18 protein-coding genes and 1 riboswitch are annotated in these 25,354 nt (G+C 74.5%); of the genes, 6 read left to right on the top strand and 12 right to left on the bottom strand.

Annotated elements, in window-relative coordinates:
• Positions 1–3: 3 nt before the first annotated feature.
• The 5 genes from APR03_RS21740 to APR03_RS21760 form a co-directional block, all read right to left on the bottom strand.
• Complete coding sequence (locus tag APR03_RS21740) at positions 4–1,563, bottom strand: serine/threonine-protein kinase (RefSeq protein ID WP_253839230.1); 1,560 nt, start codon at positions 1,561–1,563, stop codon at positions 4–6.
• Entirely contained in the window at positions 1,527–3,236 is a 1,710-nt protein-coding gene (locus APR03_RS21745; protein WP_253839232.1) for a serine/threonine-protein kinase, read from the bottom strand. The genes APR03_RS21740 and APR03_RS21745 overlap by 37 nt, the downstream gene beginning before the upstream one ends.
• A gap of 139 nt (positions 3,237–3,375) precedes the next feature.
• Positions 3,376–4,212: an HAD family hydrolase gene (locus APR03_RS21750; RefSeq protein ID WP_253839233.1), complete on the bottom strand. Its 837-nt coding sequence runs from the start codon at positions 4,210–4,212 to the stop codon at positions 3,376–3,378.
• 108 nt (positions 4,213–4,320) lie between these two features.
• On the bottom strand, positions 4,321–5,076 hold the full coding sequence (locus tag APR03_RS21755) for an SDR family NAD(P)-dependent oxidoreductase (RefSeq protein WP_253839234.1): 756 nt from the start codon (positions 5,074–5,076) through the stop codon (positions 4,321–4,323).
• A gap of 155 nt (positions 5,077–5,231) precedes the next feature.
• Positions 5,232–6,077 (bottom strand): M15 family metallopeptidase, encoded by an 846-nt coding sequence (locus APR03_RS21760; RefSeq protein WP_253839235.1) that lies wholly within the window; start codon positions 6,075–6,077, stop codon positions 5,232–5,234.
• A gap of 53 nt (positions 6,078–6,130) precedes the next feature.
• On the opposite strand from APR03_RS21760, the gene APR03_RS21765 reads away from it, so the two are divergent.
• The 3 genes from APR03_RS21765 (at position 6,131) to metE (ending at position 10,246) form a co-directional block, all read left to right on the top strand.
• Entirely contained in the window at positions 6,131–6,757 is a 627-nt protein-coding gene (locus tag APR03_RS21765; protein ID WP_253839236.1) for an RNA polymerase sigma factor, read from the top strand.
• Position 6,758: 1 nt separating this feature from the next.
• Positions 6,759–7,655 (top strand): hypothetical protein, encoded by an 897-nt coding sequence (locus APR03_RS21770; RefSeq protein WP_253839237.1) that lies wholly within the window; start codon positions 6,759–6,761, stop codon positions 7,653–7,655.
• An 88-nt stretch (positions 7,656–7,743) separates the two neighbouring features.
• Positions 7,744–7,847: riboswitch (SAM riboswitch) on the top strand.
• A gap of 8 nt (positions 7,848–7,855) precedes the next feature.
• Positions 7,856–10,246, top strand: a complete 2,391-nt coding sequence (gene metE, locus APR03_RS21775; RefSeq protein WP_253839238.1) for a 5-methyltetrahydropteroyltriglutamate--homocysteine S-methyltransferase — start codon at positions 7,856–7,858, stop codon at positions 10,244–10,246.
• A 137-nt stretch (positions 10,247–10,383) separates the two neighbouring features.
• Here metE and APR03_RS21780 read toward each other — a convergent pair whose 3' ends face one another.
• The 7 genes from APR03_RS21780 to APR03_RS21810 form a co-directional block, all read right to left on the bottom strand.
• On the bottom strand, positions 10,384–11,982 hold the full coding sequence (locus APR03_RS21780; protein ID WP_253839239.1) for a ricin-type beta-trefoil lectin domain protein: 1,599 nt from the start codon (positions 11,980–11,982) through the stop codon (positions 10,384–10,386).
• 249 nt (positions 11,983–12,231) lie between these two features.
• On the bottom strand, positions 12,232–16,527 hold the full coding sequence (locus APR03_RS21785; protein WP_253839241.1) for a GH92 family glycosyl hydrolase: 4,296 nt from the start codon (positions 16,525–16,527) through the stop codon (positions 12,232–12,234).
• Between the two features lie 65 nt (positions 16,528–16,592).
• The gene (locus tag APR03_RS21790; RefSeq protein WP_253839243.1) at positions 16,593–17,597 is read right to left on the bottom strand and encodes a LacI family DNA-binding transcriptional regulator; all 1,005 of its coding nucleotides are present in this window, start codon (positions 17,595–17,597) and stop codon (positions 16,593–16,595) included.
• A 1-nt stretch (position 17,598) separates the two neighbouring features.
• Positions 17,599–18,783 (bottom strand): sugar ABC transporter permease, encoded by a 1,185-nt coding sequence (locus APR03_RS21795; protein ID WP_253839244.1) that lies wholly within the window; start codon positions 18,781–18,783, stop codon positions 17,599–17,601.
• On the bottom strand, positions 18,780–19,565 hold the full coding sequence (locus APR03_RS21800; protein ID WP_253839246.1) for an ATP-binding cassette domain-containing protein: 786 nt from the start codon (positions 19,563–19,565) through the stop codon (positions 18,780–18,782). The genes APR03_RS21795 and APR03_RS21800 overlap by 4 nt, the downstream gene beginning before the upstream one ends.
• A complete protein-coding gene (locus tag APR03_RS21805; RefSeq protein WP_253839248.1) occupies positions 19,562–20,644 on the bottom strand; it encodes a substrate-binding domain-containing protein in 1,083 nt (360 codons plus the stop codon). The genes APR03_RS21800 and APR03_RS21805 overlap by 4 nt, the downstream gene beginning before the upstream one ends.
• Positions 20,645–20,712: 68 nt before the next feature.
• On the bottom strand, positions 20,713–21,897 hold the full coding sequence (locus APR03_RS21810; protein ID WP_253839250.1) for an ROK family transcriptional regulator: 1,185 nt from the start codon (positions 21,895–21,897) through the stop codon (positions 20,713–20,715).
• A 245-nt stretch (positions 21,898–22,142) separates the two neighbouring features.
• Here APR03_RS21810 and APR03_RS21815 point away from each other — a divergent pair, with 245 nt between their 5' ends.
• The 3 genes from APR03_RS21815 (at position 22,143) to APR03_RS21825 (ending at position 25,341) form a co-directional block, all read left to right on the top strand.
• On the top strand, positions 22,143–23,429 hold the full coding sequence (locus tag APR03_RS21815) for an ABC transporter substrate-binding protein (protein WP_253839252.1): 1,287 nt from the start codon (positions 22,143–22,145) through the stop codon (positions 23,427–23,429).
• 119 nt (positions 23,430–23,548) lie between these two features.
• Positions 23,549–24,451, top strand: coding sequence for a carbohydrate ABC transporter permease (locus tag APR03_RS21820; RefSeq protein ID WP_253839254.1), 903 nt, complete (start codon positions 23,549–23,551; stop codon positions 24,449–24,451).
• Positions 24,448–25,341, top strand: a complete 894-nt coding sequence (locus APR03_RS21825) for a carbohydrate ABC transporter permease (protein WP_253839256.1) — start codon at positions 24,448–24,450, stop codon at positions 25,339–25,341. Before APR03_RS21820 ends, APR03_RS21825 begins: the two co-directional genes overlap by 4 nt.
• The last annotated feature ends 13 nt before the right edge of the window (positions 25,342–25,354 follow it).

Consider the following 25,354-nt stretch of genomic DNA (forward strand, 5'->3'; position numbering starts at 1 on the left):
CGCTCAGAACAGCCCGTCGAGGATCGTCGAGGTGTCGACAGGCACGCCGCACGCCGAGCTGTACGACGCCGTCCCCTCGGCGGCCGGCTCGCCGTCGAGGGCGATCCGGCAGGTGATGTCCTCGGCCTCGCCCTGGGCGGTGACCGTCAGGGAGAGCAGCTGCGACTCGACGGGCAGGCGCCCCGTCCACGGCGTGCGCACGGTGAACCCCTCGCCGTTGGTCTGCTGACCCTGCTGGGTGCCGCCGTCGTCGGTGGTGCTGACCACGCCCGCGTACGTCACCTGCACCACCTCCCCCGCCCTCGGGGTCACGATCTCGATCTCGACGGTGTGCGGCGCGTCCGCGGCCTCCAGCGGCTCGCCCGACAGGCTGTACGTACCGCTCGCGACCGTGTCGGCGTCGTCGCGCAGGAGCGGGACCAGCCAGGACGCGCCCGCGACGAGCAGGGCGACCGCGCCGGCCGCGGCGGCCCAGCGCACGCCGGCCCCGCGCACACCAACCCGGCGCCGTGGGGCGGGCCGGGCGGTCGTGGCGCGGTGCGCATCGTCGCCGACGCGCGTGACGGGCACGGCGTCCACGCGGGTCCCCGAGCCGCCGTCCCCCGCCTCACCGAGCACCTCCGTGACCGGCGAGCCGTCCCGCGACCTGAGCTCCGCCAGCTCGCGGGCCCGCTCGGCCACCAGCGGGCCGACGCCCGCCGGCAGCTGCCACGGCACCACCCCGCCGGACGCCGGGCTGAGGCGGTCGAGCACCTCGCCCACCGCGGGCCGGGCGGCAGGATCCTTGCGCAGGCAGTCGGCCACCAGGTCGCGCAGCGTCTCGGGGACCTCCCCGAGGTCCGCTTCCTCGTGCACCACGCGGTAGACGACGGCCTCGGTCGGGCCCCCGCCGAACGGCGAGCGGCCCGTGGCCGCGAAGTGCAGCACGCACCCGAGGGCGAACACGTCGGACGCCGGGCCGGCCTCCTGGCCGCGCACCTGCTCGGGCGACATGTAGGCGGCCGTACCGAGCACGTCGCCCGAGGTGGTCACCGACGTCGCCTCGACCGCACGGGCGATGCCGAAGTCGATGACGCGGGGCCCGTCGGCCGTCAGCAGCACGTTGGCGGGCTTGAGGTCCCGGTGCACCAGGCCTGCGGCGTGGATGGCGTCCAGCGCCTCGGTGAGCCCCGCGCCGAGGGCCCGCACGGCCTGCGTGCCGAGCACGCCGTTGCGCGTCACGGCCTCGTGCAGCGAGGGGCCGGGCACGTACGCCGTCGCCATCCAGGGCCGCTCGGCGTAGGCGTCGGCGTCGACCACCTCGGCGGTGTGGTAGCCGCCGACGCGGCGCGCGGCGTCGACCTCCCGCGCGAACCGCACCCGGAACTCGTCCCCGGCGGCCAGCCCGGGGTGGATCACCTTGACGGCGACCACGCGGCCGCCGCGCGACCGGCCGACGAACACCTGGCCCATGCCGCCCGCCGCGAGCCGGCCCAGCAGCACGTAGGGCCCGGCCTGTGCGGGGTCGCCCGCCCGCAGGGACCCGATCACGAGCCCGCGCTCCCGGCCAGGTCCTCGAGCCACTCCTGGTACTCGGGGGTGCCGGGCTCGGGCAGCTCGTCCATCTGCTTCGCCCAGTCCTCCTCGAACTGCTCCTGCTGGCGCCGGAGCCGTTCCTCGGTCTCCTTCGTCATCGTGTCCACCTGCTCCTGCAGCTCGTCGGGCAGCAGCATGCAGCCGACGTTGACCTGGCCGTCCTCCTCGACGACCACCTCGCCGTCGATCAGGATGCGGCACGAGACGGCGACGTCCGCCCGGTCCACGATCATCGCGGTCCGGTCCCGCCAGCCGGCCTCGGCGGTCAGCGTGATGGTGGCGCCCTCCGCGGTGCCCCGGGCCGTGAGGGTCCTGGTCCAGGGCACCTCGACCGCCGTGTACATCTTGTCGGGGTCGGTCTCCAGAATGTCCTCGGCGCTGCGGAACGAGTCGCCGAGGGCCGTGGGCCCGAGCCGCCCGTCGTACCGCACGCCCACCTCCGTGGTGGCGACGTCCGCGCCGGTGGCGGTGACCTCGAGCGTGATCTCGTGCGTCTCGTCGGGTGCGGTGAGCGCCATGTTGCCCAGCGGGCCGCCCGACGCGCCGCCGCCCGCGCCACCGGGCACCGGCGTGCGCAGTCCGGTCACCACCAGGCTCGCGACCAGGACCACGACCACCGCACCGACGCCCACGGCACCCCAGCGGGCGAGCGGTGTCCGCCACCACGGCCGCGACGTCCCCTGCGCGGCGGCGGGCAGCGCGGCCGTGCCCCCGGCGTCGGGGGTGACCTCGTCGACCACCTCCGTCGCGTCCGCGTCGTGCGGGGTCACGGCCACGACGCCCGCCTCGGCGCCCCCGACGGCGGCGCTGCGTGCGGCGATCATGGCGACCACCCCGGAGGGCAGCTCCCAGCCGGTGCCCGCGGCGTCGGCGAGCCGGTCCACGACGTCGGCCGGCGCGGGCCGGTCCTCGGGTCGCTTGGCCAGGCACGCGGCGACCAGGTCGCGCAGGCCGGCGGGCACGCCGGCGAGGTCCGGCTCGTCCTCGACCACGCGGCGTGCGACATCGTGGGCCGCCCCGCCGCCGAACGGGCCGCGCCCCGTGCTGGCGAAGACCAGCACGGAACCCAGGGAGAAGACGTCGGACGCCGCGGTCACGTCGTGGCCGCGCGCCTGCTCGGGCGACATGTACGGCGCCGTGCCGATCGACCGGGCGCCGGTGAGGGCCGTCGCGTCGTGCTCCAGCGCGATGCCGAAGTCGACCACGCGCGGGCCGTCGTCGGCCAGGAGCACGTTGGACGGCTTGAGGTCGCGGTGCACCAGGCCCTGCGCGTGGATAGCGGCGAGCCCCTCGGCGAGGGTGGCGCCCAGCGTGCGGACCACCGAGGCCGGCAGGGCACCCTCGGTGGCGACGGCCTCCTGCAGGGACGGCCCCGCCACGTAGGCGGTAGCCATCCAGGGCTGGTCGGCCTCGGTGTCGGCGTCCACCACCTGGGCCGCCCAGAAGCCGCCGACGCGCCGGGCGGCGGCGACCTCGCGGCGGAACCGGGCGCGGAACGCCGGGTCCTCGGCCAGCTCGGGCCGGATCAGCTTGACGGCGACGGGCCGCCCGGAGCGCGAGCGCCCCAGGTACACGCTGCCCATGCCGCCGCCCCCGAGGTGTGCCTCGATCGCGTACGGTCCGACCTCCCGCGGGTCCTGCGCGCCGAGCGCCTCCACCACACCGTGCTCCCTGCCCTCGTCGTACCCGTCCGGCCTCCGCGGCGGCGGGTGCCCCAGTGATCGTAGAGGGCGATCGTAGAGGGCGATCGTCGAGGGCGTGACCAGCCCGGTCGACCGGGCGGGCCGGGGCGGGCGGGTCTCAGGCCGCGGGCCGGCGGAGCAGGTCGAGGAGCGCGGCGGCGGCGCCGTCGTCGTCGACCGTCCCGGTGACCCGGTCGGCCACGGCGCGCACGGCCTCCGGCGCCTGCCCCATGGCGATCGCGGTGCCCGCCCAGGCCAGCATCTCCAGGTCGCTCTCGCCGTCGCCGAGCGCGTAGGTCGCCGAGCGCGCCGTGCCGAGCTCGGCGCGGATGTGCTCCAGCGCGGTCGCCTTGCTCACGCCGGGGGCCGTGACGTCGACCCAGTCGACGCGCACGGGGTGCGCCGTGACCCCGGCGGCGCGCAGCGTGGGTGCCAGCCGCTGAGCCCACTGGCCGTGCACGACGAGGCGCGGCGTGGGCCGGGACCACAGCCCGGCCGCCTCGCCGACGACCTCCTGGTAGCCGGCGAGCTGCTGCGCGGGGAACCGGTCGGAGACCCGGTAGCCCGTGCCCACCACCTCGGCCGCGACCCGCAGGTCGGGCCGGGTGCGGGAGACCAGCCGGACCACGGGCTCGGCGTCCAGGGGCACCACCTCGGCCACCGTGAACCCGTCCCGGTGCAGCTGGGCGCGCACCGCCCCGTTGGCCGCGACCACCCAGCCCTCGCGGACGCCGAGGTGCCGGGCCACCTGGACGGCGCCGACCAGCGAGCGCCCGGTCGCGATCACCACGTGGTGGCCTGCCGCCCGGACCGCGGCCACGGCGTCGAGCACCGCGGCGCCGGGCCGCCGGCCGGGTCTGGCCAGCGTGCCCGTGACGTCGCAGGCGACGAGCGCGGGCGTGCGGCCCGGCTCGCCCGACAGTGCGGCGGTGGCCCCGGAGGCGGTCGCGGTCACGATATTCCCCTGGTGATAGGTGTTCCGCACATCTTTACCCATACTGGGACATTTTGGAACTTGCGTCCCGGGGCGCGGACGCGGCCGTCACCTGCGTCGGGGGCCAGGTCAGAGGTCGAACCCGCCCGAGACCTCGATGTCCTGCGCCGTGATCCAGCGGGCGCCGTCCGACAGCAGGAAGGCGATGACAGATCCTACGTCGTCGCTCTCGCCGATCCGGCCCAGCGCGGTGCGCTCCGCCAGCGGCGCGACCAGCTCCGGGTACCTCTCGAACGCGTCCCCGCCGAGCCGGGTGCGGGTGGGGCCCGGCGAGACGGAGTTGACCCGGATGCCGCGCCCGCTCAGCTCCTTGGCGAGGTACCGCGACAGCACCACGACGGCGCCCTTCATCGACCCGTAGGCCGAGTACCCCTCCGACAGGTTCGTGCGGCCCGCCGAGCTGCTGGCGGTGTTCACGACCGAGCCGCCGTCGGCGATCAGCGGCAGCAGCGTCTGCGTCAGCAGGTAGGGCCCCTTGAACAGCACTCGGTAGGTGCGGTCGAGCTGCTCCTCGGTGAGATCCGGGAACGGCGTGCCGCCGCCGAAGCCCGCGTTGTTCACCAGGCCCGTGACCTGCCGCTCGCCCCAGGTGTCCGCGAGCGCCCGCTCCAGGTCGGCACGGAAGCCGCCGAACGACGCGCTGTCGCCGACGTCGAGCGGGAGCGCCACGGCCCGGCCGCCGGCCTCCTCGATGCGCCGGACTGTCTCCAGGGCGCCGTCCTTGTTGCTGTTGTACGTGACGACGACGCCCGAGCGTTCCGCGGCCCGGACCGCCGTGGCCTGCCCGATGCCGGAGCTGGCTCCGACGACGACGGTGATCGGCATGTCCATGTCCTGTCCCCCAGGTGTTGTCCGATGCTGCCGGAGGTGCCCCCGGCTCCTGACCAGTCAACGCCGACAGGGGTGGCCGGGGCGACGACGTTCCTCCCGTGTCCTTGCCTGATCCTGCTCCCTGATCCCTGCTGCCGGGCTCGCCCGGCTCAGCGCGCGTAGTCCCCGCCCGGCACCCCGAACGCCTCCTCGAGGGTGCTCACGCCGGTGGCGCGCAGGTGCTCCGCGAGCTCACGGCCCACCCAGCGCAGGTGCCACGGTTCGGGGGCGTACCCGGTGACCGCCTGGTTGCCGGGCGTGTACCGCACGAGGAACCCGTGCTCGGCGGCGTGGCCGGCCACCCAGCGCCCCTCCGGCGTGCCGCCGAAGCACGCCTCGAAGTCGCAGCCCGGCGTGGTGGTGCCGCCGACGTCGACGGCGAGCCCCGTCTGGTGCTCGCTGTACCCGGGACGGGCGGACACCTCGTCCGCCTCCCGCGCGCCGAGCTGCGCCACCCAGCCGTCGTACACGGCCGCCTGCTTCGCGTACCCGCGGTAGGCGCTGCGCAGGGTCAGGTGCACGCCGTCGGCGTCGGCCGCGTCGAGCAGCGCGGCGAGGTCGGGCGCGGCGTCGGGCCGCACGAGGTAGCCGCGCACCGTGACCAGGTCGGGCTCGTGGTCCACCGGGTCGAGCGGCGAGCGCTTGTTCACCACCACCCAGGGGCTGGCGGGGTCGGACGTCGAGTGCGCCGTGAGGTCCGGGCCCGCGGGCTGGGTACCGGCATCGGCTGCGGTGCCCGCGCCGTCCGACGAGGGTGCGACGGCACCGTCCGGCGCCCCGGACGCGGCGGGCGGGCGTGAGCCGGGTCCTGTCCCGGCGTCGGCCCCGGCGACGCCGGAACAGGCGGTCACGAGCATCACCGCCGCGGCGGCGAGCGCCACGGCGGGCCAGGCGGGGCCGGGTGGGACGGGACGGGCCGAGGACGCGCGGGAGGGGCGGGGCAGCAGGGTGGTCATGCCTGCATCGGTGTGCGCCCCGGGGCCCGCGATGGCAGCGCCGCGGGTGTGACGTGGCCGACAGCGCGCACCTGTCATGGGCGGCCCGCTGCCGGACACACTGGGGTCGGAAGCACGTCTCACGACCGGAGCGGACCCTGCGCACCCACCTGCCCACCGACCTGCCCCCCGACCCCGGGCCCGAACCTCTCACGCCCGCGGCCACCGAGGAGCTGTTCGCCGCGCACGCCCGCGGCGTGTACCGCTATGCCCGCGCCCGCCTGCCCGCGGCGGAGGCGGAGGACGTGGTGGCCGAGGTCTTCGCGATCGCGTGGCGCAAGGGCGAGCTGCCGGACAACCCCCGCGCGTGGCTCCTGGGCGTGGCCCGCCGCGTGCTGGCGAACCAGGTGCGCGCCCAGCAGCGCCGGACCGCGCTGGCCGAGCGCGTGCGCACCCACCCGGTACCGCCGGGGCAGGACGACGCCCGCCTGGTCGGGGAGCTGGACGAGCTGCGGCGTGCCCTGGACCTGCTGCGCCCGGCCGACCGCGAGGTGATCGCGCTGCTCGCGGCCGCAGAGCTCTCGACGGCCGAGGTCGCGCAGGTGCTCGGCTGCACGACGGCGTCCGCGGCCACCCGGGTGCACCGCGCGCGCCGCCGCCTGCGCGCCGCCTACGAGAAGCTGACCGAGGAGGGGTGCTGACATGGACAGCCCGAGCACGAACGGCACCGGCACGGACGACGCCCTGGCCCGGGCGCGCGCGGCCCTGCGCGGCGTCGACACCGAGCTGGACCTGGACCGCGTGCGCGCACGCTCGCTGGCCCGCGCCCGAGCCGCCGCGGGTGCGGCGGACGACCCGGCACGCCCGTCCGCCGTGGACGCCGGCGCCTCCGTGGAGGTCCTGGTGCACGGGGCCGGTCGCCGCGGCGCGCGGACCCGGCGCCCCCGGGCCTGGGCCCTGGCTGCGGCTGCCGCCGTGGTGGTCGTGGTGAGCCTCGCGGCGACATACCTGACCACGCAGGGCGGCCTGCCGGGCGTGCTGCCGGGCTCGCCCGTCCCGGCCCTGCCCGGCCCGGCCGACAGGTCGCCATCACCGGGCCCGACGGTCTGGCTCACGCCCGCCGAGGCGATCGACCGGGCGGCCACGGCGACGTCGTTCGCCGGCTGCGAGCTGACCACGAGCTCGACCCTGGACGGGGGCCCGGTGCTGCGGACCGACCAGGCGTCGGCGTCGGTGGGCGCGCCCAAGGTGGCGCTGGACGAGAAGCCGCTGGCCGTGCTCCAGCAGGTGACCGTGGGCACGGTGCTCGGCCTGCCGGCCTTCGACGGCACGGACCAGGAGCTGGCCGACGAGCTCCTGCTCGACGACGACGGCGGCCGCGTGCTCGCGCGCGTGCGGCTGTTCCCCGCGAGCCCGCTCGTGCTGGGCGGCGACGTGACCCGGATCGACCTCCTGATCGACACCACCACGTGGCTGCCGCGCGCCGCGGTGGTGTCGGCCCGGTCCGGCCAGGCCGCCTACGAGGTGCGCAGCGAGCTCAGGTGGGCGGGCTGCACAGGGCCGAGCATGGCGCCCACGGGCGGCACCGACGGCCCCTGAGCGCACGGCCAGAGACTGCCGATCCCGGACCCGTCCCGAGGGGTGGACGGTTTTCCGGCCACATGCCGGTCGGGCCGTACGATCCGCACAATCATCCAGAGCGGTCGAGAGTCCTGGCTCCACGACACCGCAGCAACCTACCTCCGAGGCGCCACGCTCGGGGCAAGGTGCTAACGCCAGGTCCGATGGAGCTGATACGCATGGCAGTCACCCACCCGCACCTTCCCGGCGCGACGATCCTCGGCTACCCGAGGATCGGCCGCCGGCGGGAGCTCAAGCGCGCCGTCGAGTCCTTCTGGGCCGGCCGCACCACCCTCGACGACCTGGAGGCCACCGCGCGCGACCTGCGCCGGAGCACCGCGCGACACCTCACCGGCCTCGGCCTCGACACCCCCGGGGCGGTACCCGGCTCCTTCTCCTTCTACGACCAGGTGCTCGACGTGGTCGCCCTGCTCGGCGCGGTCCCCGACCGCTTCGCCGACCTCACCACGGACGGGGGCCGCCTCCCGCTCGAGGCCTACTTCACCGTGGCCCGCGGCGAGGGCGACCGGCCCCCGCTCGAGATGACCAAGTGGTTCGACACCAACTACCACTACCTGGTCCCGGAGATCGGCCCGGACACCCCGGTCGGCTTCGCCGACGACCGCGTGGTCCGGGAGTTCACCGAGCTCGCCCACCCGGACGACGGCGGCCGCCCGGTCGTCACCCGGCCCGTGCTCGTCGGCCCGGTGACGTTCCTGCTGCTCAGCAAGGCCGCCGACGGCGCCCCCGACGACTTCCGCCCCCTGGACCGCCTCGACGACGTGGTCGCCGCGTACGCCGAGCTGCTGCGGGCGCTGGCCGCGGCGGGCGCCCCGTGGGTCCAGCTCGACGAGCCCGCCCTCGTCACCGACCTCCTGGGCGTGCCCTTCGACGAGGTGGCCGACGCCGTACGCCGCGCCTACACCGCGCTGGCGACCGACCTCTCCCCCGCGACCGAACCCGCCCTCCCGGCACAGCGGCCCGCGATCCTGGTCGCCGCGCCCTACGGCGACCTGCGCTCCGCCGCGGGCGACGGCCTCGCCCTGCTGGCGGGCACCGACGTCGAGGCGATCGCGGTCGACCTGGTGCGCGGCGCCGTCCCGACGGGCCCCGTGCCCGGCCTGGAGACCAAGACGCTCGTCGCCGGGGTGATCGACGGGCACAACGTCTGGCGCGCCGACCTCGACACCCGCCTGGCCACCCTGGAGGCCCTGGCGGCGCCCGGCTCCGGCGTCGGCGCGGGGGCGCTGTCCGTCGGCACCTCGACGTCGCTGCTGCACGTGCCGCACGACACCGCCGACGAGCCCCGCCTGGACGCGGGCCTGCGGTCCTGGCTCGCGTTCGCCGACCAGAAGGTGGCCGAGGTGGTCACGCTGGCCACGGGCCTGGCCGAGGGCCGGGCAGCGGTCGCCGACCGGCTCGCGGAGTCGACGGCGGCGGCGCGGTCCCGCGCGGCGGCGCCCGGCGTCGTCGTCCCGCAGGTGCGGGCGCGGACCGCCGCGCTCACCGCCGCCGACGCCGAGCGCGCGCCGTACGCGGAGCGCGCCGCCGCCCAGCGGGCGCGCCTGGACCTGCCGCCCCTGCCGACCACGACCATCGGGTCGTTCCCGCAGACGGCGCAGATCCGCGGCGCGCGGGCGGCGTGGGTGCGGGGCGAGCTGTCCGACGCCGACTACACCGCGGCGATGCGCGCCGAGATCGCGAGCACGGTCGCGCTCCAGGAGGAGCTGGGCCTGGACGTGCTGGTGCACGGCGAGCCCGAGCGCAACGACATGGTGCAGTACTTCGCCGAGCAGCTCGACGGGTTCGCGACGACGGTCAACGGGTGGGTGCAGTCCTACGGGTCGCGCTGCGTACGACCGCCGATCCTGTGGGGCGACGTGTCCCGGCCCGCGCCGCTGACGGTGTCGTGGACGGCGTACGCGGCGTCGCTCACGAGCAAGCCGGTCAAGGGCATGCTCACGGGCCCGGTCACGATCCTGGCCTGGTCGTTCGTGCGCGACGACCTGCCGCTCGGCGACACCGCCGACCAGGTGGCGCTGGCGCTGCGGGACGAGGTGGACGACCTGGAGGCGGCGGGCATCGCCGTCGTGCAGGTGGACGAGCCCGCGCTGCGCGAGCTGCTGCCCCTGCGCGCCGCCGACCACGCGGACTACCTGGCCTGGTCGGTGCGCTCGTTCCGGCTGGCGACGGCCGGGGCCGGCCCGGCCACGCAGGTGCACACCCACCTGTGCTACTCGGAGTTCGGGCAGGTGATCGGCGCGATCGACGGGCTCGACGCCGACGTCACGTCCGTGGAGGCGGCGCGCTCCCGCATGGAGATCGTGCCCGAGCTGGCCGACGCGGGCTACGCGCGCGGCATCGGGCCGGGCGTGTACGACATCCACAGCCCGCGCGTGCCGTCGGTCGAGGAGGTCACCGAGCTGGTGACGCTCGCGGCCAAGGCGATCGACCCGGCCCTGGTGTGGGTCAACCCGGACTGCGGCCTCAAGACGCGCGCGCACGCGGAGACGAGGCAGTCGTTGGCGAACCTGGTCACGGCGACCAGGACGGTCCGCGCCACCCTCTGACCCCCCACGGCTCGCCGAGATAGAACCCTGGCGAGGTAGAACTGCAGCGAGGTAGAACCGCAGCGCACCTGGGTGCGCTGCGGTTCTACCTCGCTGCAGTTCTACTTCGCTGCAGTTCTACCTCGGCAGATCGGGGGTCAGCCGACGCGCCACTTCTGGGCCGCGGTGCCGTTGCAGGTCCAGATCTGCAGCGGTGTGCCGTCCGCGCTGTTGCTGTTCGGCACGTCGACGCACTTGTTCGCGAGGATCGAGACCAGGTCGCCGGCCCCGCTCAGGGTGAACCGCTGCGCCGCGTTGCCGCTGCAGTTGGCGAGCTGCACCGCGGTGCCGTCGGCGGTGTTGCCCCACGCGACGTCCATGCACAGGCCGCCCGCGCGCAGCGTGCCGTCGGAGTGGAACGTCCAGCGCTGCGCGGCCGTGCCGTTGCAGGTCCACAGCTGCAGGCGTTTGCCGTCGGTGAACTCCGAGTTCGGCACGTCGATGCACTTGTTCGCCAGGCCCACGAGCGGCCGCCCACCGCTGCCACCCGACGTCGTGGTGAGCTGCAGGCCGTAGTTGCTCAGGATCGGGTTGAGCGGCTGGTAGATGAACCGGCCGTTCGTGGAGCAGTCACCGATGCGGCCCGACGTGACGCCCTGGGCCTGGTTGCCCGAGATCACCGAGCCGCCGGAGTCGCCGCCCTCGGCGCAGGCCGACCCGGTCGCCATGCCGGGGATGTCGCCGTTGCCGTAGTTGATGGTCACGTTCTTCTCCTGGATGACGCCGCAGCGCCAGCCCGTGGTGCGGCCCGACCGGCACACCGACGCGCCGATCCCCTGCTCCGCGGAGCCCGCGACGGCCACGGTGCCGCCCGCGTAGTTGTTCACCGCCGGGGTGGGCGTCCACGCGCTGGTGGTGCCGACCCACGCCCAGTCGCGCCCGGGGAAGGTCGAACCGCGGTAGGTGCCGAGGGCCGTGCCGTCCGGGGCGTTGACCGGGTCGCCCGTCGAGCCGCAGTGCCCGGCCGTGACGAACCCGCCCGACACCGCGAACCCGATCGAGCAGAGGGTCACGTACCCGTTGCCGAGCGGCTTGTGGAACTCGTCGCCGCCGCGGATGTCGCGCGCCGTCTGCGGCGCCACCGCGGACTTCTCCACCCGCACCACGTCGGCCGGCACGCCCGCCCGGGCGACCATCGCCTTCGCGGCCGCGAGGTCGGCGGCCTCGACGACCACCTCGTTGGTCGTGGGGTCGGCGTACCAGGCGTGCACGGAGGCGGGCGCCCCGACGTCGTCCAGGGACTCCTTCCAGGACGTCAGGGTGTCCAGCCCGTGCTCGACGACGACGGCGTCCGCCCCCGCGCGCTCGGCGACGGCGGCGGCCGCCCGGCTGGTCACGGCCACGCGCGGGGCGTCGGCGCCCCGGGGCAGCCACGTGCCGGCGTAGTCCTCGCCGAGCGTCGCGGCCAGGTGCGCCTCGACGATCGCCGCCTCGGCGTCGAGCGCCAGGCGCTCGGGGATCTCGGCGCGGGTGAGGCCGAGGTCGCGCTCCATCGCGCGGACCTGGCCGTCGGGCAGGTCGGCGGCGGTGACGCCCGCCGCGCCGCTGGTGCTGCTGGTGCTGCCGGCGATGCCCGTCGTGGCGGCCGAGGGCGACGCTGCCCCCGCCGCGGACGCGCCGGTGAACGCCGTACCGACCACGAGTGCGGCGGCTGACAGCGCTATCAGGGAACGGGACGTTCTCAGGGTTCGTGACATGGTGTGCTCCTCGTCAGGCCTGGGGAACCTCGTGTGTGCCTGGGAGCGTATTGACGCCCCGTCAGACCCAGAACGCCTGCGCCGTCACCATGTGCAAACTACGTAACCCGGACGCGGTACAACCCGTAGCCCAGCCCTCAGCGTCCACCTTTTCACCCACCACCAACGAGGTCGGTCGGTTGCCTCGAGATCGGTCCATCGATGGACCGATCTCGAGGCAACCGACCGACCTCGCCGGTGCGGCCTCCGCTAGCCGCAGGCGCCGCCCGCGTACGGGGCCGTCACCGTCTGCGTCGCCTTCTGGCCGTCGACGGTCGTCGTGACGACGGCCGTGACCGCACCCGTGCCGATCTGCGCCGAGCCGGCCTCGAACGTCACCTCGCCGGTGCCGTCCAGCGTCCGCGTCCCGAAGTCGGACGTCACCGTGACCGACGCCGCCGCGTCGCCGGACGAGCCCTCGACCTGCACCCGCAGGGCGCCGTCCCCGTCGGCGCAGACCGGGGTGGCCCACACCGTGATGCTGTCGGCGGCGTCCTCGGCCTGAGCCTCGGCGCGGGTCCGCGGGTCCGGCGTCGCGGTGCCGAGCGGCACCTCGTCGGCGCCCGCACCCTGGTCGGCGAGCAGCTCCAGCTCGGCCAGCGACAGGTCGCCGTCGCCGGCCGTCGCCGTCACCACGAGGCGCAGGTGCTCGTACGGCTCGGGATCGTCGTCCACCTGGAACGCGCGCGTCTGCAGCGCCCAGCGGAACTGCTGCCGGGTGCGCTCGTCGAGCACGGTCCAGCGCTCGCCGTCGTGCGAGCCCTCCAGCCGCCAGGCCGACGGCGTCGCCGTGCCCTCGGCGCCCGAGGTGAGCGTGTAGGTGCCCACCGCGGCCGCCGCGCCGGAGCCGTCCCACGTGACCGTCGGCGTGCCGGTGGCGAACGTGGCGCGCGAGTCGGACGTGTCGTCCACCAGAGCCGCGGCGTCCGTGCCGTCGGAGACCGTGACCCGGCCCGCGGGCGTGGCGTCCCGGGCCGGGGTCGGCAACGCGTCGCCCTCGGTGAGCGACGGCGGCGCGTCGTCCTCCCCGGTGCCCCACGCCGAAGGCTCCGGACCCATCACGAAGTCGATCCGGGCACCGCCGGTCAGGTCGTCCCGGGACAGCGACGTCGACGTGCGCCGCTTCCCGTCCACGCGCAGCGACTGCACGTAGACGTTCTCGACGGAGTTGTCCCGCGCCGTGATCACCACGTCGCCGTCGGGCCGGTGCACCGTGGCCTTCTCGAACAGCGGCGAGCCGACCGCGTACTGGTCGGAGCCCACCTGCAGCGGGTAGAAGCCGAGCGCGGCGAAGATCCACCACGACGACATCTCGCCGTTGTCCTCGTCGCCCGGGTAGCCCTGGCCGATCTCGCTGCCCACGAACAGGCGGCGCGTGACCTCCCGGACGATCTCCTGGGTCTTGTGGGGCGCGCCCGCGGCGTCGTACAGCCACGGGATGTGGTGGGACACCTGGTTGCTCATGCCCCACTGCCCCAGCCGGATGTCCCGCGCCTCGCGCATCTCGTGGATGACGCCGCCGTAGCCGCCCGTGTGGGTGGCGTCCTCGGGCGTGGCGAAGAACTCGTCGAGCTTGTCCTCCAGCCCCTCCCGGCCGCCGTACAGGTTGCCCAGGCCGCGCGGGTCCTGCGGTGCGTGGAACGAGAAGTTCCAGCCGCTGGTCTCGGTGTAGCCGCCGCCCCACGTGCGCGGGTCGTACTCGTTCGGCGCGTTGAGGAACGTGCCGTCGGCGTGCCGCGGCTGGAAGAAGCCGATCCGCTCGTCGAAGAGCTCGCCGTAGTGCGTGGCACGCTCCAGGAAGTAGGCCGACTCCTCGCGCAGCTGCGCGCGCCGCTCGCGCGGGGTGCGCTTGTCCGCCGCGAGCGCCGCGGCCATGTTGCCGATGCCGAAGTCGTTGATCAGCCCCTCCAGGCCCCACGAGACCGACTCGTGCGTGCTCTCGGGCGTGAACCCGAGGAACGGCGAGGTCTCCAGGCCCTTGCGGCCCACCGCGTCGTTCGGCGGCGCGACGGTGCCGTTCTTCAGCGCGGCGTCGTAGGCGTCGAGCGCCGTGCGCGTCGGCAGGGCGCCCTTGAGGTAGGCCTCCGCGAACGCGACGTCGGACGAGGTGCCCGTCATGAGGTCGGCGTAGCCCGGCGAGGACCAGCGGGCGATCCAGCCGCCGTCGCGGTACTGCTGCACGAACCCGTCCACCAGCTCCTTCGCGACGTCCGGGTACAGGAACGAGTACGCGGGCCACGCGGTGCGGTAGGTGTCCCAGAACCCGTTGTTGACGTAGATCTTGCCGTCGACGACCTCGGCGTTCGTCTCGGTGTCCGTGGCCTCGCCCGACGGCGCGGACACGGGGCTCGCGTACCGGTACACGGGCTTGCGCGCGGTGCCGGTGTTCTCGAACTGGGAGTTCGGGTACAGGTTGAGGCGGTACAGGTTGGAGTACAGCGTCACGAGCTGGTCCTCGGTGCCGCCCTGGGTCTCGACCACGCCGAGGCGGTCGTCCCACTGCTCCTGCGCGGCGTGCCGCACCGCGGCGAACGAGCGGTCCGCGACCTCCAGCCGCAGGTTGGCGCGCGCCTGCTCCAGCCCGATGAACGAGGTGGCCACGCGCAGCTCGACCGTGCGGTCGCGGCCCGTGGGGAACGTCGCGTAGCGCGCGCCGTCGCGGTCGCCGGCGGCCCGGCCGACGGCGGACGGCGCCCGGTCGAACGTGCCCGCCACGTACATCCGGGTGCGCCCGACGGACAGTCCGCTGCCGTTCTCGACCCAGCCGGTCAGCTCGCCGGTGGCGGTGTCGAACGACAGCTTCGAGGCACCGGCCACGCGGTCGACGAGCACGTGCCCGGTGCCGTCCGCGGCGTCCTTCGGGAACGTGTACCGCAGCACGGCGGCGTGGTCGCTGGGCGTCACCTCGGCCCGGACGCCGTTCACGAACGTCACGCCGTAGTAGTCGGGGCGCGCCGTCTCGTCGGCGTGGTCGAACGCCAGGCCGCGCGCCCGCAGCCCGGCGTCGGGCACGCCCGCGCCGGTGGCGGGCTGGAAGGCGAGCTGGTTGCGGTCGCCCATCCAGGGGCTGGGCTCGTGCGAGATGCCGATGCCCTGCAGCACCGGGCGGTTCTGCGCGTCGTTGGCGGCCTGGTACTCGTACAGCCAGGTCTGCGAGGACGCGTTGGTCAGCGGCGTCCAGAAGTTGAAGCCGTTGGGCACGGCCGTGGCGGGCACGTTGTTGCCGCGCGAGAACGACCCGCTGGACAGCGTGCCGCGGCGCGTGTCCACGTAGCCCGTGGGGCTGCTCGCGTCGATCCGCTGGGGGTGGGCCTCGATCGTCACGTCGTCGAGCCAGCCCGCGAACCGCGAGCCGACGGCACCGCCGCCGTTGTCGTAGCCGAGCAGGATCTGGTCCACGGTCTTGCCGCGGGCCACCGGCCCGAGGTCGACCCGCACGGAGTTCCACTGGTCGGCGTAGAGGATCTTGCCGGCGCCCTGGCCCCCGGGGGTCGCGGCCGTGCCGTGCGCGTCGCGCGCCCGCAGGCCCGACAGGTAGGTGCCGTCGGTGAACCGCAGGTCCACGCTCGTGTAGGTCGACGGGTACTGCAGGTCGGCGAGCAGCTCGGGGAAGATCTTCCAGCTCAGCCGGGTGTCGCGGCCCACGCGCACGTCCACGTCGTCGTACAGGACGTTGGTCGCGTACGCCTCCCCGTCGCCCAGGTGGCCGCCCTCGTAGCGCAGCGACCGGGTGCCGGTGAAACCCACCTCCGTCTTGTTGGTCCAGCTCACCGTCTGCGGCCCGGAGCCGACGGCGGTGACCATGGGCTGTCGCGCGGGCTGCTCGGTGAGGTCCTCGGAGAGGTCCCAGTCGGCGAGCTGCGTGCCGTCGGAGCCGTTGTTGCGCGTGATGTCGAGCCGGAACCACGTGTAGGGCTCGGTGGCCGCGTCCAGCTCGAAGACCCGGCGCTGGAACCGCTCGGTGAACCGCTCGTCGGTGCGCTCGTCGAGCGTCTGCCAGGTCTCGCCGTCCGTCGAGCCCTGCAGGGTCCACGACCGGGGGTCGCGGTCGGCGAAGTCGTTGGCCGAGGTCAGCGAGTAGCCGGTCAGCGCGGTGGGCTCGGACGTCTCGTAGGTGATCCAGCCCGTCCGGGCGAACGTGAGCCACTTGGTGGCCGACGACCAGTCGGCCAGGTTCGCGGCGGTCTCGTTCGGCGGGTTCTCGCCGCTGGCCGCGACGTCGCCCACGCGGTCGAGCACGCTGCCGGGCAGGCCCGGCACGAACTCGCCGACGTTCTGCTGCCACGGGGCGCCGCCCCGCTCGGCGGGCGTCGACTCGAGCGGCGCGGTGTCGCCCTCCTCGAACGAGGTGGTGAAGTCGCCGCGGGCGGGCGCACCGCCGGACCCTGGTGGAGCCCCCGGTGCGGCGGCCGCCCCGCCGGCCGGGATCGCGAGCAGGAGGGCGAGCGCGCCGGAGAGTGCGGCGGCCGCCCGCCGGGACCTGGCCCGGCCGGTGACTGATGACATAGGGGTCTCCTCGTCGGCTGACAGCGCTGTCAAACGCAGAACGTAGGTGCAGGTCAGGCCCCGTGTCAACGGGGCGGACGCTCCCCGCTGCCGCGCGGGAGCACCCTCGTGGGCAGCACCACGAGCTCGACCGGGCGGTCGGGCTCGGCGGAGCGTGCCACGGCGAGCTCGGCGGCCCGCCGGCCCATCTCGACGGCGTCGTACGCCACCACCGTGATGCCCAGCAGGTCGGCCAGCTCGAAGTCGTCGAAGCCCACCACGGCCACCTCGTCGCCGCCCGGCACCTCGTGCAGGGCCTGGAGCGTGCCGACGGTGGCCCGGTTGTTCGCCGCGAGCACCGCGGTGGGCGGCTCGGGCGAGGCGAGCAGCTCGGCCGCGAGGTCCCGGGCGGCGGCCGCGGAGTGCGCGCCGGAGCGCAGCCAGCGCCCGGCGTCGGGCACCCCGGCCTCCGCCATCACGGCCAGGAACTCGGCGCTGCGCTCCTGGTAGGTCCACAGGTGCGGCTCGTCGCCCACGAACCCGATGCGGCGGTGACCGTGCTCCAGCAGGTGCAGGGTCGCGGCGCGCGCCCCGCCCCGGTTGTCGATGACGACGGTGTCGACGTCCATCCCGGCGGCGGGCCGGTCCACCACGACCACGGTGAGGCCGGCGGCGATCTCCCCGCGCAGGGCCGAGTGGTCGGCGCCCGCGGGCGTCACGATGAGGGCGCCCACCCGCCGCTCCAGGAGCTCGCCGGTCAGCGAGCCCTCCCGCTCCGGGTCCTCGTCGGACGACGCCGTCAGGAGCTGCAGCCCGTGCTCGCGCAGCTCGCGCTCGATGCCGCTGGCCAGGGCGGAGTAGAACTCGTTGGCCAGGTCGCCCGTGATGAACCCGACCAGCCGGGAGAACCCGCCGCGCGCCAGGTCGGCCGCGACGGCGTTGCGCCGGAAGCCCAGCGAGACGGCGGCGTCCCGCACCCGCTCACGCGTCGCGGGGGCCACGTTGGGCTCCCCGTTGAGCACGCGCGAGGCGGTCTTGAGGCTCACCCCGGCGGCCTCGGCCACCACCGCGAGCGTCGGACGACGGATCATGTCACACCTCTCTGCGCTTCCGCACGAGCATGTCGATGATGATGGCCAGCAGCAGCACCGCGCCGGTCACCATGTAGCGGGCCGCCTGGTCCACGTTCATCAGCGTGAGGCCGTTGGCGATGGACTGGATGACGAGCACGCCGAGCACCGCCGACCACGCGCTGCCCCGCCCGCCGAACAGGCTCGTGCCGCCGATCACCGCGGCGGCGATGGCGACCAGGTACGTGTCGGCGCCGCCGGTGCCCTGGTTGGCCGCGCCGAGGCGGCCCGCGGCGAGCACGCCGCCGAGCGCCGCGAGCGTCGAGCACGCCACGAAGCAGAGCACCACGGTGCTCCGGACCGGCACGCCGGCGAGCGTCGCGGCCCGCCGGTCGCCGCCCACGGCGCGCACCGACCGGCCCCAGCGGGTGCGCCGCAGCAGCACGTCCGCGACCACGACCAGCCCCGCGAACAGCACCACGGAGTACCCGATGCCGCGCGCCGCGCCGAGGTAGGCGACGATCACCGACAGCACGGCGGCCAGCCCGCCCGTGCGCACCAGCACCTGGCCCACGCTCGCCGCGGGCAGGTCGGCCCGGCGACGGCGCGCCCGGGCGGTCACCTGCACGACCGCCGACGTGACGACGACCACCGCCACGAGCGCCCAGGCCACGCCGGTGGGCAGGAAGCCCTGCTGGACCGACCGCACGAACCACGACTCGAAGGGCAGGTTGATCGACCCGAGCGGGCCGAGCACCCGCAGCTGCACCCCCGCCAGGAACAGCAGGCCGGCCAGCGTGAACACGAAGCTCGGCAGCCCCAGCCGGGTCGACAGCAGGCCGTAGCCCAGGCCCACCACGACCCCGCACGCGAGCGCCGCGAGGATCGCGAGCGCCACGGGCCACCCGAGGGTCACGGAGCCGACGGCGACGACGGCGGCGGCGAGCCCGCTGAGCGACCCGACCGACAGGTCGATCTGGCCCACGAGCAGCACGAGCACGACGCCGAGGGCGATGACGCCCACGGGCGCGCTCTGCAGCGTGAGGTTGACGAGGTTCTCGGGGGCGAGGAAGGCGGGGTTGACGGCGCCGAGCACGATCCAGACCGCGGCGAGGGCCGCCACGATCGGCAGCAGGCTGCTGCCGCCGCGCACGCGCTGCCAGACGGCGCCGGGCAGGCCGGCCCCGGGCTGGCCCGTGGCGCTCATCGGCGCACCCCCCTGATGTCGGGCCGGGTCTCGCGCCGGGCGCCGGGCCGTACCGCTCCGGTCATGGCGGCGAGCAGGTCCTCGTAGGAGGCGTCGCCGTCGAACACGTCGTGCACGCGCCCGAGGCGCAGCACCACGATGCGGTCGGCGACGGCCTGCAGGTCGCCGGCCTGGTGGCTGACCAGGACGACGGCGTGGCCGCGCTCGCGCAGCCGGACGATGAGGTTGAGCACCTGCGCGGTCTGGCGGACGCCGAGGGAGGCGGTGGGCTCGTCGAGCACGACGACGCGCGGGGAGCCGAGCAGGGCGCGTGCGACGGCGACGACCTGGCGCTGCCCGCCGGACAGGGTGCGCACGGGGTCGCGCACGGAGGGCACGCTGGCGGCGAGCTGGTCGAGCAGGCGCCAGGCCTCGCGCTCCATGGCGACCTCGTCGAGCAGCGGGCCGCGCAGGGTCTCGTGCCCGAGGAACAGGTTCTCGACGACGTCGAGGTCGTCCACGAGGGCGAGCTCCTGGAAGACGGCGGCGATGCCGAGGGCGCGGGCGGCGGCGGGCGAGTCGAGCACGACGGACCGGCCCTCCAGCAGCACCTCCCCCGCGTCGGGGCGGTGGGCGCCGGCGAGCACGCCGGCGAGGGTGGACTTGCCGGCGCCGTTGTCGCCGACGACGGCGAGCACCTCGTGCTCGCGCACGTCGACGTCGACGTCGACCAGGGCACGGACGCCACCGAACCGCTTGGAGACGCCGCGCACCGAGAGGAGGGGCACCTGGGGCTCGCTCATCCGTCCGCCTCCCCCGTCGCGCCCACGAGCCCGGCGCGCTCGCAGGCGGCCTCGTAGGCCGGGACGCAGATCTCGTCGGTCGAGTAGACGTGACCGTCGACGATGACGTGCTCGACGTCGGCCGCGGCCACCGCCCGGGGGGCGAGCAGCACCGTGGGCACGCCCTGCGTGACGGCGGTGGTGCGGGGGTCCTGCCCGCGCAGCACGCGCACGGCGAGCTCGGCGGCGGTGGCTGCCTGCTGGTCGGTGGCCTTGTAGACGGTCATGAACTGGTCGCCCGCGACGATGCGCTGCACGGCGGACAGCTCGCCGTCCTGCCCGGTGGTGACGGGCACGGGGTCGAGGCCCGCGGCCTTGGCGGCCGCGACGGCACCTCCGGCGATGGCGTCGTTGGCGGCGAGGATGCCGTCGACGCGGCCGGGGTACTGGCTGAGCATGGCCTCGGTCCACTCGGTGGCCTTGTCGGGGCTCCAGTCGGGCGTGTAGTGCTCGGCGAGCACGTCGATGTCCTCTCCGTCGAGGGCGCGGCGGGTGCCCTGGGCGATCGCCAGGGCGTTGGGGTCGGTGGCCGAGCCGTGCGCGAGCAGCACCCCGGGCCGCCCGCCGTCGTCCCGTCCGGCCGCCCGGTCCAGGACGGTGCCGGCCAGGGCCGAGCCCAGCAGGAAGCCGATGAACTCGTAGTCGTACGACACGTAGTAGTCCGCGCCGTCCACGAACCGATCGTAGGCGATGACCTGGGCGCCGAGGCGGTTGGCCTGCGCCACGATGCCGACGGCCGCGACGGTGTCGACGGCGTCGAGCACCAGCACGTCGGCGCCCTGGGCGAGCATGGACTCGGCCTGCTGGAGCTGCGCGGCGGCGTCCTGCGCGGCGTTGGCGTACAGCACGGTGCAGCCCGGGCAGCGGCGGCCGGTCACGGCGACGAAGGTGGGCCGGTCGGAGGCCTCGTAGCGCGCGGTCTGCGCCTCGGGCAGCAGGAGCCCGATGGTCCCCTCGACCGTGCCGGTCGCGACACGTCCGCCGCCGCCCCCGGCCCCGCACCCGGCGAGCAGCAGGCCGAGCCCCACGACCCCGGCCACGACCCCCCGCACCCTCCGGTGGGTGGGCGAGGACCCCGCACTCAGCGGGGCCGGAGGACGGGTGCGGGTCATGTGGTCACCCCCAGGGAGCCGTTCGCGCGCGCCTGGTCGAGGGCCGCGGCCAGCGCGCCGCGCACGCCCGCGTCGGCGCCCAGCAGCGAGCGCACGACGTCGACGGGCCCGCGCGAGGTGGCCACGACGCGCTGCCCGAGCGCGGTGCGCAGGGGCTCGAGCAGCAGGTCGCCGGCCTCGGCGAGCTGCCCGCCGATGACCACGACGTCCGGGTCCACCAGGTTGCACAGGTTGGCCAGCGCGACCCCGAGGTGCCGGCCGGCGTCGAAGACGACCCGGCGGCAGCCCGCGTCGCCGTCCCGCGCGCGGGTCACGAGGTCGGCGAGCGTGAGGTGGCCTGCGTCGGGCGGCAGCATGGACAGCAGGCTGCCCGCGCCCACCAGCATCTCGAGGCAGCCGCGGTTGCCGCAGCGGCACACGGGGCCGCTCTCGTCCACGGACACGTGCCCGATCTCGCCGGCCACGCCGGACCGCCCGTGCACCGCCCGGCCGCCCAGCACCAGCCCGCCGCCCACGCCGTGCGAGACGCGCACGTAGGCGACCGAGTCGTGGCCGGCGCCGGCGCCGAACCGGGCCTCGGCGATGGCGGCGAGCGTGGAGTCGTTGTCGGTGGTCACGGGCACGCCGAGCTCGGCCTCCAGCGCGTCGTCGACACGCACGCCGTCCCAGCCCCGCATCATGCCGACGGTGACGACCTCGCCGGTGCGGATGTCGACGGGCGCGGGCACGCCGACGCCGACGGCGAGCAGCTCGTCCGGGTCGGCGTCCACGTCCAGCAGCATCTCGCGCACGAGCATCGCCGTGCGCTGCAGGCCGGCGTCGGCGCGGTGGTCGGGCGCGAGCGGCATGCGCTGCTCGGCCAGGACGCGCATGGAGGCGTCGGCCAGCGCGACGCTCAGGGACCGCTGGCCGAACCGGATGCCCGCCACGAGGCCGAGGTTCCGCGCGAGCGTGACCTGGAGCGCGCGCCGCCCGTTGCGGATGGACTGCGCGGTGTGCAGCACGCCGGCGGCCGAGAGCTCCTTGACGATGTTCGAGATGGTGGCCGGGGACAGCCCTGTGACGCCGGCCAGCTCGATCTGCGTGAGGGAGCCACGCTGCTGGACGGCGCTCACGATCCGGGCTCGGTTGGCCTCACGCAGTGAGGTCTGCGAACCCGGGGTCACCCGATCCGCGCGCACAGCGCCCAGGGTAACCGCCTTCCTGGGTGCTCCGAGGGCTTTGGATACACGAACTGAACGTTCAGGTCACGATCGGGCGACGCTTGCGTTCACTTCTTGACACCAAGACGCCCCCGCCGTTCGATAGGACCCGGGTTCACGGGCGTACAGGCGCGCCCGGCCGGCCCCAGGCACGACGTCGTCCCACGGAGGTGGCGGCTCCCTGGCCGGTGCTCCAGCGACCGAGGAAGGTTGAGGGACCCCAGATGCGAGTGAACCGGAGGACGACCGCGACGGTGGCGACAGCCGCCGTGCTCGGTCTCACGCTGGCCGCGTGCGGCGGCGGTGGCACCAGCGGCGACGGTGGCGGCGAAGGCGGCGGCAACGAGGTCGAGGTGTTCACCTGGTGGGCGGCCGGCTCCGAGAAGGCGGGTCTCGACGCGCTCGTCGGCGTGTTCGACGAGCAGCACCCCGACATCGAGTTCGTCAACGGCGCCGTCGCCGGCGGCGCGGGCTCCGCGGCGAAGGACCTGCTGCAGACCCGCCTGCAGGCGCAGGACCCGCCGGACACGTTCCAGGCGCACGCGGGCGCCGAGCTGCAGGACTACATCGACGCCGCGCAGATCGAGGACGTCTCCGACCTGTACGACGAGTTCGGCCTCGCGGACGCGTTCCCGGCCGACCTGGTCGACCGGCTCTCCTCGGAGGACGGCGCGATCTACTCGATCCCGTCGAACATCCACCGCGCGAACGTCGTCTGGGCCAACCCGACGGTGCTCGAGGAGAACGACATCGACCCCGAGGCGCAGTACGAGGACCTGGACGCCTGGATCGCCGACCTCGAGAAGCTCGACGAGGCCGGCGTCACGCCGATCTCGGTGGGCACCACCTGGACCCAGGTGCACCTGCTGGAGACCGTGCTCCTGGCCGACCTCGGCCCCGAGGCGTACTCGGGCCTGTGGGACGGCAGCACCGACTGGGAGGGTGCGGAGGTCACCGCGGCGCTCGAGGACTTCGAGACGATCATGGGCCTGACCAACGACGACCGCGACGGCCTCGACTGGCCCGAGGCGACCCAGATGGTGATCGACGGCAGCGCCGCGTTCAACGTCATGGGCGACTGGGCGGTGGCCGCGTTCGAGGAGCAGGACAAGGTGCTCGGCACGGACTTCACCGCGGCCCCGGTGCCCGGCACCGACGGCACGTTCGACTTCCTGGCCGACTCCTTCACGCTGCCGGTGGGCGCCCCCAACCCGGACGGCTCGAAGGCGTGGCTCGAGACGGTCGGCTCGCTGGAGGGCCAGGTCGCGTTCAACAAGGCCAAGGGCTCCATCCCGGCGCGCACCGACGCCGACCCGGCCGAGTTCTCCGAGTACCAGCAGACCGCCATCGAGTCGTTCGCGAACGACACGATCGTGTCCTCGCTGGCGCACGGCGCCGCGGCCCCGGTCGCGACGTTGACCGCGATCTCGGACGCCACCAGCAAGTTCACCACCGGCGCGGCCGACCTCGCCGGGTACCAGTCCGAGCTGGCCGCGGCCGCTCAGGGCTGACGCCCCGCGCCGTCACCCGCGCACACGCCGCGCGCCGTCGGGCCCCCGCCCGGCGGCGCGTGGCCGCGCCCACCACCACACCTGAGCCACCACCGAAGCCACCACCGAGGTAGCCCCGCATGCTCAAGAAACTGCGGCGAGTCGGACCACCCCTCCTGCTGCTCGCCCCGTCCCTGATCCTCGTCGGCGTCTTCGTCTACGGGCTGATCGCCGCCAACTTCTCCACGTCCTTCACGGACAGCCACACCGCCGCGCAGGCCACGAGGCAGAAGCCCACCGCCTTCGTGTGGTTCACGAACTACCTCGACCTCCTGGCCAGCGAGGACTTCCAGCACTCGCTGATGAACCTGCTGCTGTACACGGTGGTGTTCCTCGTCGGCACGATGGTCATGGGCTTCCTGTGGGCCTGGATGCTGGAGAAGCCCGTCAAGGGCGAAGGCCTGTTCCGCTCGGTGTACCTCTTCCCGATGGCGGTCTCGTTCGTCGCCTCCGGCGTGGTGTGGCGGTGGCTCCTGAACTCCAACCAGGACGAGCAGGCCTCCGGCCTGAACCGGCTGTTCCAGATCGTCGGCCTCGACGTGCTGCAGAACAACTGGTGGAACAACATCACCTTCGGCATCGTCGCCATCGCGATCCCCGCGATCTGGCAGCTGTCGGGCTATGTGATGGCGCTGTTCCTGGCCGGGTTCCGCGGCATCCCCGACGAGCTGCGCGAGGCCGCCCGGATGGACGGCGCCAGCGAGTGGAAGCTGTACCGGCACGTGCTGTTCCCGCAGCTCTCGCCCGTCGCACTGTCCGCCCTGATCATCATCGGCCACATGTCGCTCAAGGCGTTCGACCTCATCATGTCGATCTCCAAGCCGGCCAACTACCAGACCAAGGTGCCGGCCGTGGACATGTTCGTGTTCAAGTCGAGCTTCGACTACGCGAACGCCGCCGCCGTCGGCTCCATCCTGCTGATCATCGTGGCGCTCGTCATCGTGCCGTACCTGATCCGCACGAACCGCGAGGAGAAGCGATGACCGCCGCCGCCGAACAGCTCACGGCGCCGCGCCAGGCCGTGGGCGGGCCCGGCCCCCGCGTGGCGCGCAGCCGCTACTCGCTGGCGCGCACGCTGCGCTACGCCGCCCTGATCTTCTTCCTCGTGGTCGTGCTGGTCCCGGTGTACGTGCTGCTCGTGACGAGCTTCAAGGGCACCGGCGACGCCGACCCGAGCCGCGCCTGGGCGCTGCCCCAGATCTGGACGCTGGAGAACTGGGCCACCGCGTGGACCGCGCTGTCCCCCTCGATCGTGCGCACCGTCGCCGTGGTGGTGCCCAGCGCGGTCATCGCGGCGTTCCTCGGCTCGCTGAACGGGTTCGTGCTGGCCCGGTGGAGCTTCCGCGGCGCGGACATCGTGTTCACCGTGATCCTGTTCGGCATGTTCATCCCGTACCAGGCGGTGATGATCCCGCTCACCCAGCTCGTGCTGGACCTGGGCATCCCCACCGGCGTGCCCACCCTGATCCTGCTGCACGTGGTCTACGGCATCCCGATCACGACGCTGATCTTCCGCAACTACTACGCCACGGTGCCGCACGAGCTCATCGAGGCGGGCCGGGTCGACGGCGCGGGCATGCTGCGCACCTACTGGTCCATCGTGCTGCCCCTGTCGGTCCCGAGCTTCGTGGTCGTGCTCATCTGGCAGTTCACCTCGGCCTGGAACGACTTCCTGTTCGCGGTGTTCTTCTCGTCGTCGCAGAACGGCCCGGTGACCGTGGCCCTGAACAACCTCGCCAACGGCGCGCTGCTGCAGAACTACGGCGTCTCCATGGCGGGCGCCCTGTTCGCGTCGCTGCCCACCCTGATCGTCTACATCATCCTGGGCAAGTACTTCGTCGGCGGCCTGATGTCGGGGTCGGTCAAGGGCTGAGGCCCGCTCGGGC

Source organism: Promicromonospora thailandica (assembly GCF_024171955.1).
In the GTDB taxonomy this organism is placed as follows: domain Bacteria; phylum Actinomycetota; class Actinomycetes; order Actinomycetales; family Cellulomonadaceae; genus Promicromonospora; species Promicromonospora thailandica.